Source organism: Marinobacter qingdaonensis (genome assembly GCF_034555935.1).
In the GTDB taxonomy this organism is placed as follows: domain Bacteria; phylum Pseudomonadota; class Gammaproteobacteria; order Pseudomonadales; family Oleiphilaceae; genus Marinobacter; species Marinobacter qingdaonensis.
This window is the reverse complement of the sequence record NZ_JAYDCJ010000001.1, coordinates 663,611-677,131: the sequence shown is the minus strand read 5'-3', so window position 1 is coordinate 677,131 and position 13,521 is coordinate 663,611. Positions and strand designations below refer to the sequence as shown.

General features: G+C 64.8%; 11 protein-coding genes. All 11 read left to right on the top strand.

What is annotated here, in order from left to right:
• Position 1 precedes the first annotated feature (1 nt).
• Positions 2 to 1,486, top strand: a complete 1,485-nt coding sequence (locus tag U5822_RS03165; protein ID WP_322854167.1) for a UDP-N-acetylmuramoyl-L-alanyl-D-glutamate--2,6-diaminopimelate ligase — start codon at positions 2 to 4, stop codon at positions 1,484 to 1,486.
• On the top strand, positions 1,483 to 2,859 hold the full coding sequence (locus U5822_RS03160; RefSeq protein ID WP_322854166.1) for a UDP-N-acetylmuramoyl-tripeptide--D-alanyl-D-alanine ligase: 1,377 nt from the start codon (positions 1,483 to 1,485) through the stop codon (positions 2,857 to 2,859). Before U5822_RS03165 ends, U5822_RS03160 begins: the two co-directional genes overlap by 4 nt.
• On the top strand, positions 2,859 to 3,944 hold the full coding sequence (gene mraY, locus U5822_RS03155) for a phospho-N-acetylmuramoyl-pentapeptide-transferase (protein WP_322854165.1): 1,086 nt from the start codon (positions 2,859 to 2,861) through the stop codon (positions 3,942 to 3,944). Before U5822_RS03160 ends, mraY begins: the two co-directional genes overlap by 1 nt.
• Before the next feature lie 15 nt (positions 3,945 to 3,959).
• Complete coding sequence (gene murD / locus U5822_RS03150) at positions 3,960 to 5,300, top strand: UDP-N-acetylmuramoyl-L-alanine--D-glutamate ligase (RefSeq protein ID WP_322854164.1); 1,341 nt, start codon at positions 3,960 to 3,962, stop codon at positions 5,298 to 5,300.
• On the top strand, positions 5,300 to 6,499 hold the full coding sequence (gene ftsW / locus U5822_RS03145; RefSeq protein ID WP_322854163.1) for a putative lipid II flippase FtsW: 1,200 nt from the start codon (positions 5,300 to 5,302) through the stop codon (positions 6,497 to 6,499). Before murD ends, ftsW begins: the two co-directional genes overlap by 1 nt.
• On the top strand, positions 6,492 to 7,577 hold the full coding sequence (gene murG / locus U5822_RS03140) for an undecaprenyldiphospho-muramoylpentapeptide beta-N-acetylglucosaminyltransferase (RefSeq protein ID WP_322854162.1): 1,086 nt from the start codon (positions 6,492 to 6,494) through the stop codon (positions 7,575 to 7,577). Before ftsW ends, murG begins: the two co-directional genes overlap by 8 nt.
• Positions 7,570 to 9,015: a UDP-N-acetylmuramate--L-alanine ligase gene (murC, locus tag U5822_RS03135; RefSeq protein ID WP_322854161.1), complete on the top strand. Its 1,446-nt coding sequence runs from the start codon at positions 7,570 to 7,572 to the stop codon at positions 9,013 to 9,015. The genes murG and murC overlap by 8 nt, the downstream gene beginning before the upstream one ends.
• A 1-nt stretch (position 9,016) precedes the next feature.
• Positions 9,017 to 9,982: a D-alanine--D-alanine ligase gene (locus U5822_RS03130; RefSeq protein ID WP_322854202.1), complete on the top strand. Its 966-nt coding sequence runs from the start codon at positions 9,017 to 9,019 to the stop codon at positions 9,980 to 9,982.
• Positions 9,975 to 10,814 (top strand): cell division protein FtsQ/DivIB, encoded by an 840-nt coding sequence (locus tag U5822_RS03125; protein ID WP_322854160.1) that lies wholly within the window; start codon positions 9,975 to 9,977, stop codon positions 10,812 to 10,814. The genes U5822_RS03130 and U5822_RS03125 overlap by 8 nt, the downstream gene beginning before the upstream one ends.
• 35 nt (positions 10,815 to 10,849) lie before the next feature.
• Positions 10,850 to 12,085, top strand: a complete 1,236-nt coding sequence (gene ftsA / locus U5822_RS03120) for a cell division protein FtsA (RefSeq protein ID WP_138440935.1) — start codon at positions 10,850 to 10,852, stop codon at positions 12,083 to 12,085.
• Between the two features lie 96 nt (positions 12,086 to 12,181).
• Positions 12,182 to 13,339 carry a cell division protein FtsZ gene (gene ftsZ, locus U5822_RS03115; RefSeq protein ID WP_322854159.1) on the top strand — a complete coding sequence of 386 codons (1,158 nt, stop codon included), beginning with the start codon at positions 12,182 to 12,184 and terminating at the stop codon, positions 13,337 to 13,339.
• Positions 13,340 to 13,521: the final 182 nt, after the last annotated feature.

The following is a 13,521-nucleotide window of genomic DNA, read 5'->3' as shown; positions in this document are numbered from 1 at the left end:
TATGTGCATCACATCGCTCAGTACGTTGTTACAGGGAATCGCGGCCGTGCCGTCGGTGTTCGACGTGACCATTCATGGCCTCAAGACCGACAGTCGCGAGGTCAAATCCGGCGATGCCTTTGTCGCCCTGGCTGGCGCCCGAACGTCCGCCGACCATTACGTGGACGACGCCATCGCGGCCGGCGCCACGGTGGTACTGCTGGAATCGGAGCAGGCGGGTGAGTGCTCCGAGTTCAAGGGTGCGCTGCTGGTACCGGTGGTCGGTCTGCGGCGCCGGCTCGGGCAGATTGCCGACCGCTTTTTCGAACACCCGTCCCAGCGTTTGCGCCTGGTGGGCGTGACGGGCACCAATGGTAAGACCTCGGTGACCCAGTATGTGGCGGATCTGCTCCGGCATACCGGCACGCCCTGTGGCATGCTGGGCACCCTGGGGTATGGCATGCCAGGCGCCCTGCAGCCGGCCAGTCACACCACCCCCGACGTGGTTCAGGTCAATCGGGTATTGTCCCGGATCCTCAGCCAGGGCGGCCGCGCGGCGGTGATGGAGGTGTCGTCCCACGCCCTGGATCAGGGGCGGGTCGACGACCTCACCATCGCGGCGGGTGTGTTCACCAACCTGACCCGCGATCACCTCGATTACCACGGCACCATGGAGGCCTATGGCGAGGCCAAGGCCCGCCTGTTCACCCGCGAGGCCCTGCATCTGTCGGTGATCAATTACGACGATCCCTTTGGCCGGCAGTTGTACGAGCAGCTCGAGGGCCAGTGCGATCGCATTCGTTACAGTCTGCACGAGCCCCAGACCGAACTCTGGCTGAAATCCTTCGCGCCCACCGACGATGGCTTCGAGGCCAGCGTCGACGGCCAATGGGGCGCGTTCGACATCGCCGTGCCGCTGATGGGCAGCTTCAACGCCAGCAACGTGCTGGCGGCCATGGCCACGGTATTGAGCCTGGGTGTCCCGCTGGAGCGGGTGCAGTCCGCGGTGGCTCGTCTGGTGCCCCCGCCCGGGCGTCTGGAAAAGTTTACCGGCGCTAACGGCAACCGTGTGGTGGTCGATTACGCCCACACCCCGGATGCCCTGGCCAATGCGCTGGCGGCCCTGCGCCCGCACGTGGCCGGACGCCTGATCTGCGTCTTTGGCTGCGGCGGTGACCGGGACCGCGGCAAGCGTCCGGAAATGGCGCGGGAGGCGGAACAGCGCGCGGATGTCGTTATCGTGACCGATGACAACCCGCGCAGCGAAGCGCCCGAGGCCATCGCCCGGGATATCCTGGCCGGCTTCTCGGCTCCGGACCGGGCCCAGGTCATCCACGACCGGGCCCAGGCGATTCAGGCGGCCATCCAGATGGCCTCGCCGGACGATCTGGTCCTGATCGCCGGCAAAGGCCACGAAGCCTACCAGGAGCTGGCGGGACAGAAGCTGCCGTTCAGCGATGCCGAGCAGGTTCGGCACGGCTTGAACTTGAATGGGGGTGTGGCATGATGCGCGCCTTTTCGCTGGCCGAGGCCCAGCAGTGGACCGGCGCCACGACGGTGGCCCAGGCGCCGGAGCAGATCCGTTTCGAGGGCGTCTCCACCGATACCCGCGCCCTGACCGACGGCCAGCTGTTTGTCGCGCTTCGGGGTGAGAATTTCGACGGCCACCGGTTCCTGCAAAAAGCGCGGGACTGCGGCGCCGTGGCCGCGGTGGTGGATCTGGCGGACCCCGCGGTTGATCTGCCGCAGCTGGTGGTCAAAGACACGGTGGACGCCCTGGCCCGGCTGGCCGCCGGTAACCGTGATGAAAGCGCCGCCGCCCTGGTGGCGGTCACCGGCAGCAGCGGCAAAACCACGGTGCGGGAGATGACCGCGGCAATCCTGGCGCAGATGGGGCCAACCCTGGCGACCCAGGGCAATCTGAACAACCACATCGGTGTGCCGCTGACCCTGTTCGGTCTGGAACCAAAGCACCGGTTCGGCGCCATTGAGTTGGGGGCCAGCGGGCTCGGGGAAATTGCCCACACGGTGGCGATCACCCGGCCGCGGGTGGCCATCCTCACCAACGCCGGCTCGGCGCACCTGGAAGGGTTTGGCAGCTACGAGAACATCGTGCTGGCCAAGGGCGAGATCATCGACGGTGTCCCGGAGGACGGCCTGGTGGTCCTGAACCGGGATGACCCCGCGTTTGACCAGTGGCGGTCCAGGGCCGGTGAGCGCCGGGTGGTGAGCGTCAGTCGCGCCGGCCACCCGGATGCCGATTACCGCTCCGAGCTGATCGATGCCGGCACCGCCGGCCAGAGCTTCCGGGTAATGGGCCCAGGGCGTTGGCACTGTACCCTGTGCCTGGCGCTGGCAGGCGAGCACAACCTGACCAACGCCATGTTGGCGGTTGCCGCCGCCCGTGAATTGGGCGCCGACGACCGTGCCATTACCGCAGGCCTGGCGGCGGTGGCGCCGGTCAAAGGCCGCCTGCAAAGTCTTGAGCTGACGCCGCAGCTGACGGTGATCGACGACAGCTACAACGCCAATCCCGCCTCCATCAAAGCGGCCCTGAGTGTCCTGGCCAAACGCCCGGGAACCCGGGTGGCCGTGCTGGGTGGGATGGCCGAACTGGGCCCCCAGGCGCGCAGCATGCATCAGGACGTGGGCGAGTTCGCCCGCGTCGAGGGCATCGAACGGCTGGTTACGGTCGGGCCGGGCTGTGAAGGTTATGCCGACGGCTTCGGCGCCGGCACCGAAATGTTTCAGACCCATGATGAGGCCGTAACGGCCGTTCTTGCCGGTCAGCAGGCCCCGCTGACGGTCCTGGTGAAAGGTTCTCGCAGTTCCGCCATGGATCGCGTGGTGGAGGGAATTAAGGAAAAGGTGAATAACTGATGCTGCTCTGGCTGACAGAGGTTCTATCGCAATATTTCTCGGCGCTGACCGTGTTTCAGTACCTGACCCTGCGCGGGATTCTGGGTACGCTGACGGCGTTGCTGATTTCCCTGATTATTGGCCCGGTGATGATCCGCAAGCTGAGCCAGTATCAGATTGGCCAGGCGGTTCGGGACGATGGCCCGCAAACCCATTTGAGCAAGGCCGGCACGCCGACCATGGGCGGCGCCCTGATCCTGGTGGCGATTGGCATCAGCACCCTGCTGTGGGCCGATCTGACCAGCCGCTACGTCTGGGTGACCCTGCTGGTGACCCTGCTGTTCGGTGCCATCGGTTGGGTCGATGATTACCGTAAGGTGGTGGAGCGCAACCCCCGGGGCCTGCCAGCGCGCTGGAAATACTTCTGGCAGTCGGTGATCGGGGCCGGAGCCGCGGTTGCCCTGTTTTTCAGTTCCGCCTTGCCTCAGGAAACCTCCCTGTACGTGCCCTTCGTCAAGCAGGTGTCCCTGACCCTGGGCCCGGTGGTGTTCATCCTGCTGACCTATTTCGTCATCGTGGGCAGCAGCAACGCCGTCAATCTCACCGACGGCCTGGACGGTCTGGCGATCATGCCGACGGTGATGGTCGGCGGAGCCCTGGGGATCTTTGCCTACCTGTCCGGCCACGCCCAGTTTGCCGATTACCTGCTGATTCCCCACCTGCCGGGCACCGGTGAGCTGATCGTCTTCTGTGGCGCCATCGTCGGCGCCGGCCTCGGTTTCCTCTGGTTCAACACTTACCCGGCCCAGGTGTTCATGGGTGATGTCGGGGCCCTGGCCCTGGGCGCCGCGCTCGGGGTGGTCGCGGTTATCGTCCGTCAGGAAATCGTGCTGTTCATCATGGGCGGTGTGTTTGTGATGGAGACCGTCTCGGTGATTTTGCAGGTCGCCTCGTTCCGGCTCACCGGCCGGCGCATTTTCCGTATGGCGCCGCTGCATCACCATTTTGAATTGAAGGGCTGGCCGGAGCCGCGCGTCATCGTGCGCTTCTGGGTGGTCACCGTGGTTCTGGTTCTGATTGGCCTCGCCAGTCTGAAGCTGCGTTAGGAGTCGGGAAACGCTATGGGTGTCATTGTGTCGGATCGTCGCACGCTGATCGTAGGGCTCGGGAAGACCGGGCTTTCCTGCGTGCGCTACCTGTCCGACCAGGGACGGGAGATCGCCGTGGCCGACAGCCGCCAGGCACCGCCGGGGCTGGATGAGCTGAAAGCCGGCTGGCCGGACGTACCCGTGTATCTGGGGGCCTTCGATCCGGAGCTGTTTTCCGGCTTTAACGAGCTGGTGGTCAGCCCGGGTATCGGCGTGACCGAGCCGGCCATTGCCCAGGCCGCCGAGAACGGTGCCCGCATTCGCGGCGACATCGACCTGTTTGCCGAGGCCGCCGATGCGCCGATCCTGGCCATCACCGGCTCCAACGGCAAAACCACCGTCACCACCCTGGTGGGCGAGATGGCCCGGGCGGCCGGGCGCAAGGTCGAGGTGGGCGGCAACATCGGCACGCCGGCGTTGGATCTGCTCGGCCGGGGCGCGGACCTCTACGTACTGGAACTGTCCAGCTTCCAGCTCGAGACCACGGACGAACTCAACGCCCTGGCGGCCACGGTCCTGAATGTCAGCGACGATCACATGGACCGGTATCCGAACAAGATGGCCTATTTCCAGGCCAAGCAGCGGATCTTCCGCGGTTGCCAGAACGCCGTGGTCAATCTGGACGATGCCCTGAGCACCCCCATGGCCCGGGACAACCTGCGGTTCCTGTGTTTCGGTTTCCACCGGGTCAACCCGGACACCTTCAGCACCCGGGACGACGACCAGGGCACCTGGATTACCTTTGGTTTCGACAACCTGTTGCTGGCCAGCGAGCTCAAACTCATGGGCCAGCACAACCTCAGCAACGTCATGGCGGCGCTGGCACTGGGCCACGCCGTCGGCCTGCCGATGGAGGGGATGCTGGAAGTGGCACGCCATTTCCCCGGTCTGCCTCATCGCTGCGAGTTCATCCGGCAGCTGGACGGCGTCGATTACATCAACGACTCCAAGGGCACCAACGTGGGAGCCTCGGTCGCCGCCATCGAGAGTCTGGCGCCGGCCGACGGCAAGGTGGTGCTGATTGCCGGTGGTGAAGGCAAGGGCGCCGATTTCTCGCCGCTGGAGGCACCGGCCCTGCTGCACTGCCGGGCGGTGGTCCTGATCGGGCGGGATGCCGGCCAGATCGCCGAGGCCCTGGGCAACGGCGTCGACCAGCATCGGGCCCAGACCCTGGCCGACGCGGTGGCGCTGGCTCGCAGTCTGGCGCAGCCCGGAGACCGGGTCCTGCTGTCGCCCGCGTGCGCCAGCTTTGACATGTTCCGGGATTATGGCGATCGCGGCGATCAGTTCCGGGCATTGGTGGAGGCGCTGTGATGCAGACCGGGATCGCCATGCCAAACGCCAACGCCTGGCTCGGAGAACTCCGGCCCCTGCCGATGCTGGTGATCAGTGCCGTGGCCCTGCTGGTCATGGGCGTGGTGATGATTTCGTCGGCGTCCATGGACATTGCCACCGAGACCATGGGCAACAGCTACCACTACGTCATTCGCCAGTTGCTGTTTGCGGCCATGGGCTGTGCCCTGGCACTGGTGGCGGTCAATGTGCCGGTGGCCTGGTGGGAGCGCAGCGGCTGGCTGCTGCTGGGCATCGGCCTGCTGGCCCTGGTGCTGGTACTGACCCCCCTGGGCCGGACGGTCAACGGCTCCACCCGCTGGATCCCTTTCGGTCTGTTCAATGTCCAGGTGTCCGAGGTGGCCAAGCTGTGTCTGATTGCCTACCTGGCCGGTTACGTGGTGCGTCGTCGCGAGGAACTGCTGAACACCTGGGCCGGTTTCCTGAAGCCGCTGGTGGTGCTGGGCGTGGCCTCGGTCCTGCTGGTGATCCAGCCCGACTTCGGCGCCACCGTGGTGCTGGTGTCCGCGGCCGCCGGCATGATTTTCCTGAGTGGCGTTCGGCTCACCCGCTTCGTGCCCCTGATCGTGGTGCTGGTGGTGCTCGGAGCGCTGCTGGTACTGACCCAGCCGTACCGGCTCAAGCGCGTGGTCAGCTACCTCGACCCCTGGAAAGACCAGTTCGACAGCGGTTACCAGTTGACCCAGTCGCTCATTGCCTTCGGCCGCGGCGACTGGGGCGGAGTGGGCCTGGGCAACTCGATCCAGAAGCTGTTCTATCTGCCGGAAGCCCACACCGATTTCATCTTCGCCATCATCGCCGAGGAGTTTGGTCTGCTGGGCTCGCTGATTGTGCTGGCGCTGTTCACCCTGCTGGTGGTCAGTGGCTTCGTGATCGCCCGCCGGGCGGAAAAGGCCAACATGCCGTTTGGCGCCTGTTTCTCCTACGGCATCACCCTGCTGATCGGGCTGCAGGCGACCATCAACATCGCGGTCAGCACCGGCTTGCTGCCCACCAAGGGCCTGACCCTGCCGCTGGTGAGCTATGGCGGTTCCAGCCTGATGATCATGTGTGTGTGCATCGGCGTGCTGGCGCGGGTGGAAATGGAACGGCTCGACCAGGAACGTCTGGCCCGGGAGAAGACCGGACCGAAACAGCGGGGAGGGGCGGTGTATGACTGAACAGCGTCGTTTCCTGATGATGGCCGGCGGTACCGGCGGCCACGTGTTCCCGGCTCTGGCCACGGCCCGCGCCCTGGAAGAGAAGGGGCACCAGGTCTATTGGCTGGGTGCCAGCGGTGGCATGGAGCAGCGGCTTATCGGTGAGACCGACATCCCGCTGTCGCTGATTCACATCAGTGGCCTGCGGGGCAAGGGCAAGCTGGCCCTGGTGTTGGCGCCCTTCCGGCTGATGCGGGCGCTGGGCGAGGCCTTTACCATCGTGCGCCGCATCCGACCGGATTGCGTGGTGGGCATGGGTGGTTTTGTCACCGGCCCCGGTGGCGTGGCGGCCTGGCTGACCCGCACGCCCCTGGTGATCCACGAGCAGAACGCCGTGGCCGGGCTGACCAACCGGTTGCTGGTGCGGTTTGCCAAGACGGTGCTGGAGGCCTTCCCCGGCAGCTTTGGCGGCGACGTGATCACCCGGTGCACCGGCAATCCGGTGCGCACCGACCTGACCCAACTGCCGGCGCCGGAACAGCGCCTGGCGGAGCGCAACGGCCGGCTCAGGGTGCTGGTGGTCGGAGGCAGTCTTGGCGCCCAGGTGTTTAACCAGCAGGTACCGGCCGCCCTGGCCCAGATGGCGGAGGGGGATCGTCCCGACGTCCGGCACCAGTGCGGCGAAAAGAACCTTGACGCGGCCCAGAGTGCTTACGAACAGGCGGGCGTCGACGCCCGGCTGGAGCCGTTCATCAAGGACATGGCCGAGGCCTATGACTGGGCCGATGTGGTGCTCTGTCGCAGCGGCGCTCTGACCGTGTCCGAGCTGTGTGCCGCTGGCGTAGGGGCGATCCTGGTGCCTTTTCCCCACGCCGTCGACGATCACCAGACCCAGAACGGGCAGCAAATGGTGCAAGCCGGGGCTGCCCTGATGATTTCCCAGTCCCGTCTGACCCCCGACGGGCTGGCCGAGACCCTGGAGGACCTGGCCAAAGACCGGTCCCGGGTAATGAACATGGCGAAGGCCGCGCGCGCGCTGGCCCGCCCGGATGCAACGGAGAGAGTCGTGAATTATTGTCTGGAGGCCGCCCATGGCTGACGCTAACAACCAGCCCCTGGTCTATCAGGTGCCGGAAATGCGCCGGATCCGTCACATCCATTTTGTGGGTATTGGCGGCGCTGGCATGAGCGGTATCGCCGAGGTACTGAAGAACCAGGGCTACGACGTGTCCGGTTCCGACCTGAAAGAAGGCGTGGTCACCGCCCGTCTGCAAGGCATGGGCGTGGAAGTGCAGATCGGCCACCGGGCCGAGAACAGCGCCAAGGCCGATGTGGTGGTGGTGTCCTCGGCGGTGGCCGCGGATAACCCGGAAGTGGTTGCGGCCCGCAATCGCCGCGTGCCCATCGTGCCGCGTGCGGAGATGCTGGCGGAAATCATGCGCTACCGTCATGGCATTGCCGTGGCCGGCACCCATGGCAAGACCACTACCACCAGCCTGATCGCCTCGGTGTTGGGCGAAGCCGGGCTGGATCCCACCTTTGTCATCGGTGGCAAGCTCAACAGCGCCGGTACCAACGCCCAGTTGGGCGGTTCCCGCTATCTGGTCGCCGAGGCCGACGAAAGCGACGCCTCCTTCCTGCACCTGACGCCGGTGATTTCGGTGGTCACCAACATCGAAGCCGACCACATGGATACCTACGGCGGCGATGTCGAGAAACTGAAGCAAACCTTCGTCGATTTCCTGCACAACCTGCCGTTCTACGGCGTGGCGGTCATGTGCGTGGACGACGGCTATGTCCGGGAAATCATTCCACGTATCTCCCGCGCCATCATCACCTACGGCATCGACAACCCGGACGCCGATTACCGGGCCGAACAGATCCAGTCCGATGGCCTGCGCACCCGCTTCGTGGTCAAACGGCCCGGCGGTCGCAGTGATCTGGCGGTGGAGCTGAAGATGCCTGGCCGTCACAACGTGCTGAATGCGCTCGCCGCCATCGCGGTGGCGACCGACGAGGGCGTGGACGACGCCGCCATCGGCCAGGGCCTGGCCGGGTTTGCCGGCGTTGGCCGCCGGTTCCAGGTGTACGGCGATTACCAGACCCCCAAGGGCACCGTCACTCTGGTGGACGATTACGGCCATCACCCGACCGAAGTCGAGGCGGTGATTCGGGCCGCCCACGATGCCTGGCCGGACCGGCGCCTGGTGATGCTGTACCAGCCCCACCGCTACAGCCGGACCCGGGACCTGTACGAGGACTTTGTCCGGGTATTGTCGGAGGTGGATGGGCTGCTGTTGATGGAGGTGTACTCCGCCGGCGAGCCCGCGATTCCGGGTGCAGATGGCCGCGCCCTGTGCCGGAGCATTCGGCAGCGGGGCAAGGTGGAGCCGATCTTCGTCGAGGACAACAACGAAATTGAAAGCCTGCTGGCCAATGTGCTGCAGGACGGCGACCTGCTGATTACCCAGGGCGCCGGCGATATTGGTGGCGTAGCGGCGCGATTGGCCGCAGCAGGAGTGATAGCCAGTGAGTGAGATGCAACATTCCGAACCCCAGGCCTACCAGGCTGACCCGGAACTGGTCCGGGCTCTTGGTCGCGTCGCGGTTTTCATGGGCGGCGATTCCGCCGAGCGCGAAGTGTCCCTGAAGAGCGGCAAGGCGGTGCTGGCGGCCTTGCAGTCGGCCGGCGTCGATGCCTTTGCGGTGGACGTCCGGGGCTGTCTCCTGGAAACCGTGGATGAGCCGGAGTTTGATCGGGTGTTCATTGCCCTGCACGGTCGTGGCGGTGAAGACGGCACCCTGCAGGCCATCCTGGCGCAGGCGGGCATTCCCTACACCGGCAGCGAGGTGCTGGCGTCGGCCCTGGCCATGGACAAGTTGCGCACCAAGTATGTGTTTGAAGGCTGTGGCCTGCCCACGCCCAAATTCCGGACCATGGCCTCGGTGGCCGACGCGAAACAGATTGCCGCCGAGCTGCGCATGCCCCTGAGCGTGAAGCCGTCCCGGGAGGGGTCGAGCATCGGCATTCGCAAGGTGTCCTCGGTTGAGGAGCTGATCGAGGCCTATGAGAAAGCCGAGGCCCTGGACACGCTGGTGCTGGTCGAGGAGTGGGTCGAGGGCCCGGAATTCACCGTCAGCTTGCTGCAGGATCGGGCGCTACCGGCCATCGGCCTGAGCACCGACCACGAGTTTTACGATTACGACGCCAAGTACCTGGCCGACGATACCCGCTACCGCATTCCCTGCGGCCTGGCGCCGGACGACGAGCTGCGCCTGCAGCACCTGGCGCTGGATGCGTTCCGGGTGGTGGGGTGCCGGACCTGGGGCCGGGTCGACATCATGCAGGACGCCGACGGCCAGTTCTGGCTGCTGGAGATCAACACCGTGCCCGGCATGACCGATCACAGCCTGGTGCCCATGGCGGCGCGCGCGGCCGGGATCAGCTTCGAGGAACTGGTGGTCCGGATTCTCCGGGACACCCTGGAGGATGCCGATGCTTGAGACACTGCTGATCCGGAGTCGGGCGGTTCCGTCCGAACCCTCCCGGCGTCGGGGGGCAACGTCCCTCGAGCCGGAGCGGGACCGGTTTGGCGTGTTGAAAGCGGTGCTGGCGGCGGTGCCCTGGCTTCAGGTGGGCATGGGAGCCGTGGTGGTGATGCTGGCAGCGCTGGTGCCCTGGGGCACCGGCAAGGTACTCGGTGCCATGGACCAGCAGTTCATGGCGGTGGATGTGAATGGCCAGTTCCTGGGCGACAGCCGGGTTGCGATCGAGCGGGCCGCTGGCAACTGGATCGGCAAGAGTTACTTCTCCACCGATCTGTCGGAGATCAAGACCAGCCTGGAGCAGCGGCCCTGGGTGGAATCCGCGGCGGTGCGCCGGGTCTGGCCGGATCGGTTGGTGGTTGACGTGCGGGAGAAAAAACCGCTGGCCTACTGGACCGATGGCCGCCTGGTCAGCCGCACCGGTGAGCTGTTTGCCCCGGCCAATCCGGAGGTGGCGGGACGCCTGCCACGGCTGGCGGGGCCCGACGAGCGTGTCCGGGACGTGATTCGCATGGCCCAGAGCATGAGTGAACAACTGCAGGGACACGGCCTGAATTTCGCCGGCCTGACCCTGGAGCAGCGCGGGGCCTGGACCCTGCATCTGGCCAGCGGCATCGAAGTGGTGCTGGGCCGGGATCAGGTGGAACAGCGGTTCGAGCGTTTCATCACGGTTTATGAAACCCGGCTGGCGTCGCGGTCGGATGAAGTCAGTCGGGTGGATGCCCGCTACACCAACGGTGTCGCGGTGCAATGGAAGGCGGCGGAAACGGCCGCCGGCCCGAATTCATAACAACGGTTAATTTTGACCACGGTTTGGTGAGATACATGTCATCGGTTGAAACGGAAAACATGATTGTCGGCCTCGATATCGGAACCTCCAAGGTGGTGGCGATCGTCGGCAAGCGCAAGATGGACGGCACCATCGAAGTGGTGGGTATCGGTTCCCATCCGTCGCGTGGCCTCAAACGCGGTGTGGTGGTGAACATCGAGACCACCGTTCAGGCCATCCAGCGCGCTGTGGAGGAGGCCGAGTTGATGGCGGGCTGCCGCATCCACTCGGTGTATGCCGGCATTGCCGGTAGCCACATCAAGAGCCTGAACTCCCATGGCATTGTCGCGATCCGGGACCGCGAAGTGACCCAGGCCGACATCGATCGGGTGATCGACGCGGCCCAGGCCGTCGCCATTCCGGCGGATCAGAAGATCCTGCACATCCTGCCCCAGGAGTTTGTGATCGACAGCCAGGAGGGCATCAAGGAACCCATGGGCATGTCCGGGGTCCGGCTCGAAGCCAAGGTTCACCTGGTGACCTGCGCGGTCAACGCGGCCCAGAACATCGAGAAATGCGTGAAGCGCTGCGGCCTCGAGGTGGACGACATCATCCTTGAGCAGCTGGCCTCCAGTCACGCCATCCTGACCGAGGACGAGAAAGAGCTCGGGGTCTGCGTGGTCGACATCGGCGGCGGCACCACCGACATCGCGGTGTTCACCGGCGGTGCCATCCGTCACACCGCGGTGATTCCCATCGCCGGCGACCAGGTCACCAACGACATCGCCATGGCGTTGCGGACTCCGACCCAGAACGCCGAGGAAATCAAGATCAAGTACGCCTGCGCCCTGACCCAGCTGGCCGGTGCGGACGAAACCATCAAGGTCCCGAGTGTCGGTGACCGCGCGCCCAGGGACCTGTCCCGTCAGGCCCTGGCCGAGGTGGTCGAGCCCCGCTACGAAGAGCTGTTCACCCTGGTCCAGTCGGAACTGCGTCGTTCCGGCTTCGAGGACATGATTCCCGCAGGCATCGTGATTACAGGCGGCTCCTCCACCATGGAAGGTGTGGTGGAGCTGGCCGAGGAAATCTTCCACATGCCGGTCCGGCTGGCCTGTCCGCAGGCGGTCTCCGGCATGACGGAAGTGGTCAACAACCCGATCTACGCCACCGGCGTCGGGTTGCTGATCCATGGCTTTCGCCAGATGGATCTTGGGCGAGCGCCGGTGCTCAAGGGTGAAGAAGCACCCTCGCTGTTTGAGCGCATGAAGGCCTGGTTTACCGGTCAGTTCTGACCGGACCAGGAAGCAGTAAACGAAGGTATCTCGAAAACACAATCTCGAACAAACAGCCTGGAAAGGCTGACATAACAGCACGAAGGAGTAGGGGAAATGTTTGAACTCGTCGATAATGTCCAGCAAAACGCTGTCATTAAAGTCGTTGGTGTCGGCGGCGGCGGCGGTAACGCCGTACGCCACATGCTGAATAGCGACATCGAAGGTGTGGAATTCATCTGCGCCAACACAGACGCCCAAGCGCTGACTGATATGGACGCGCGCCAGATCATCCAGCTGGGTGGCAATATCACCAAGGGCCTGGGTGCCGGCGCCAATCCGGAAGTCGGCCGTCAGTCCGCGCTGGAGGACCGGGACCGCATTGCCGAGTCCCTGAAGGGCGCGGACATGGTGTTCATCACGGCCGGCATGGGCGGCGGCACCGGTACCGGCGCGGCCCCGGTGGTTGCCGATGTGGCCCGTGAACTGGGCATCCTGACCGTGGCGGTGGTCACCAAGCCGTTCATGTTCGAGGGTGGCAAGCGCATGAGCGTGGCCGAGTCCGGTCTGAAGGAGCTGGAAGAAAGCGTTGACTCGCTGATCACCATTCCGAACGAGAAGCTGCTGGCGGTCATGGGCAAGAAGACCAGCCTGCTGGATGCTTTCGCCGCCGCCAACGACGTGCTGTTGGGCGCGGTTCAGGGCATTGCCGACCTGATTACCCGCAACGGTATGATCAACGTCGACTTTGCTGACGTAAAGACGGTCATGTCCGAGATGGGCATGGCGATGATGGGCACCGCCCGTGCCACCGGCGAAAACCGGGCCCGCGAGGCTGCCGAAGCCGCCGTACGCAGCCCGCTGCTGGAGGACATCAACCTGCAGGGCGCCAAGGGCATCCTGGTCAACATCACCGCGGGCATGGACCTCAACCTGGGCGAGTTCTCCGAGGTTGGCGACATTGTGCGTGAGTTTGCCTCGGATTCCGCGACCGTCGTGGTGGGTACCGTGATTGATCCGGAGATGACCGACGAACTGAAGGTCACCGTGGTTGCGACCGGCCTGGGCGGCGACCGCGAGAAGCCGACTAAGGTGGTGGACAACACCCGCACCCTGGATGGCAAAACCGATTACAACCAGCTGGACCGTCCCGCAGTTCTGCGTCGTCGCGCCGTGTCCCACGGCAATGTGGCGATCGATCAGAGCAAGGAAAGCGAGGAACAGGGCGTGGACTATCTCGATATTCCCGCATTCCTCCGGCGCCAGGCTGATTGATAATTTGTTGCAAGTGGTATCCGGTTCGCATTAGGCGGCATTACTGGCCTGACCGACCGGTACAGGGGTACTGATTACCGTTCGTTGGCTTATTGTAAATTTCATGAAAAGCCAGGGTGGTTAAATGGTACTCAGTCTTACTTTCTGATATTCTCCGGGCAGATTTTTGCTCAGAATATCGA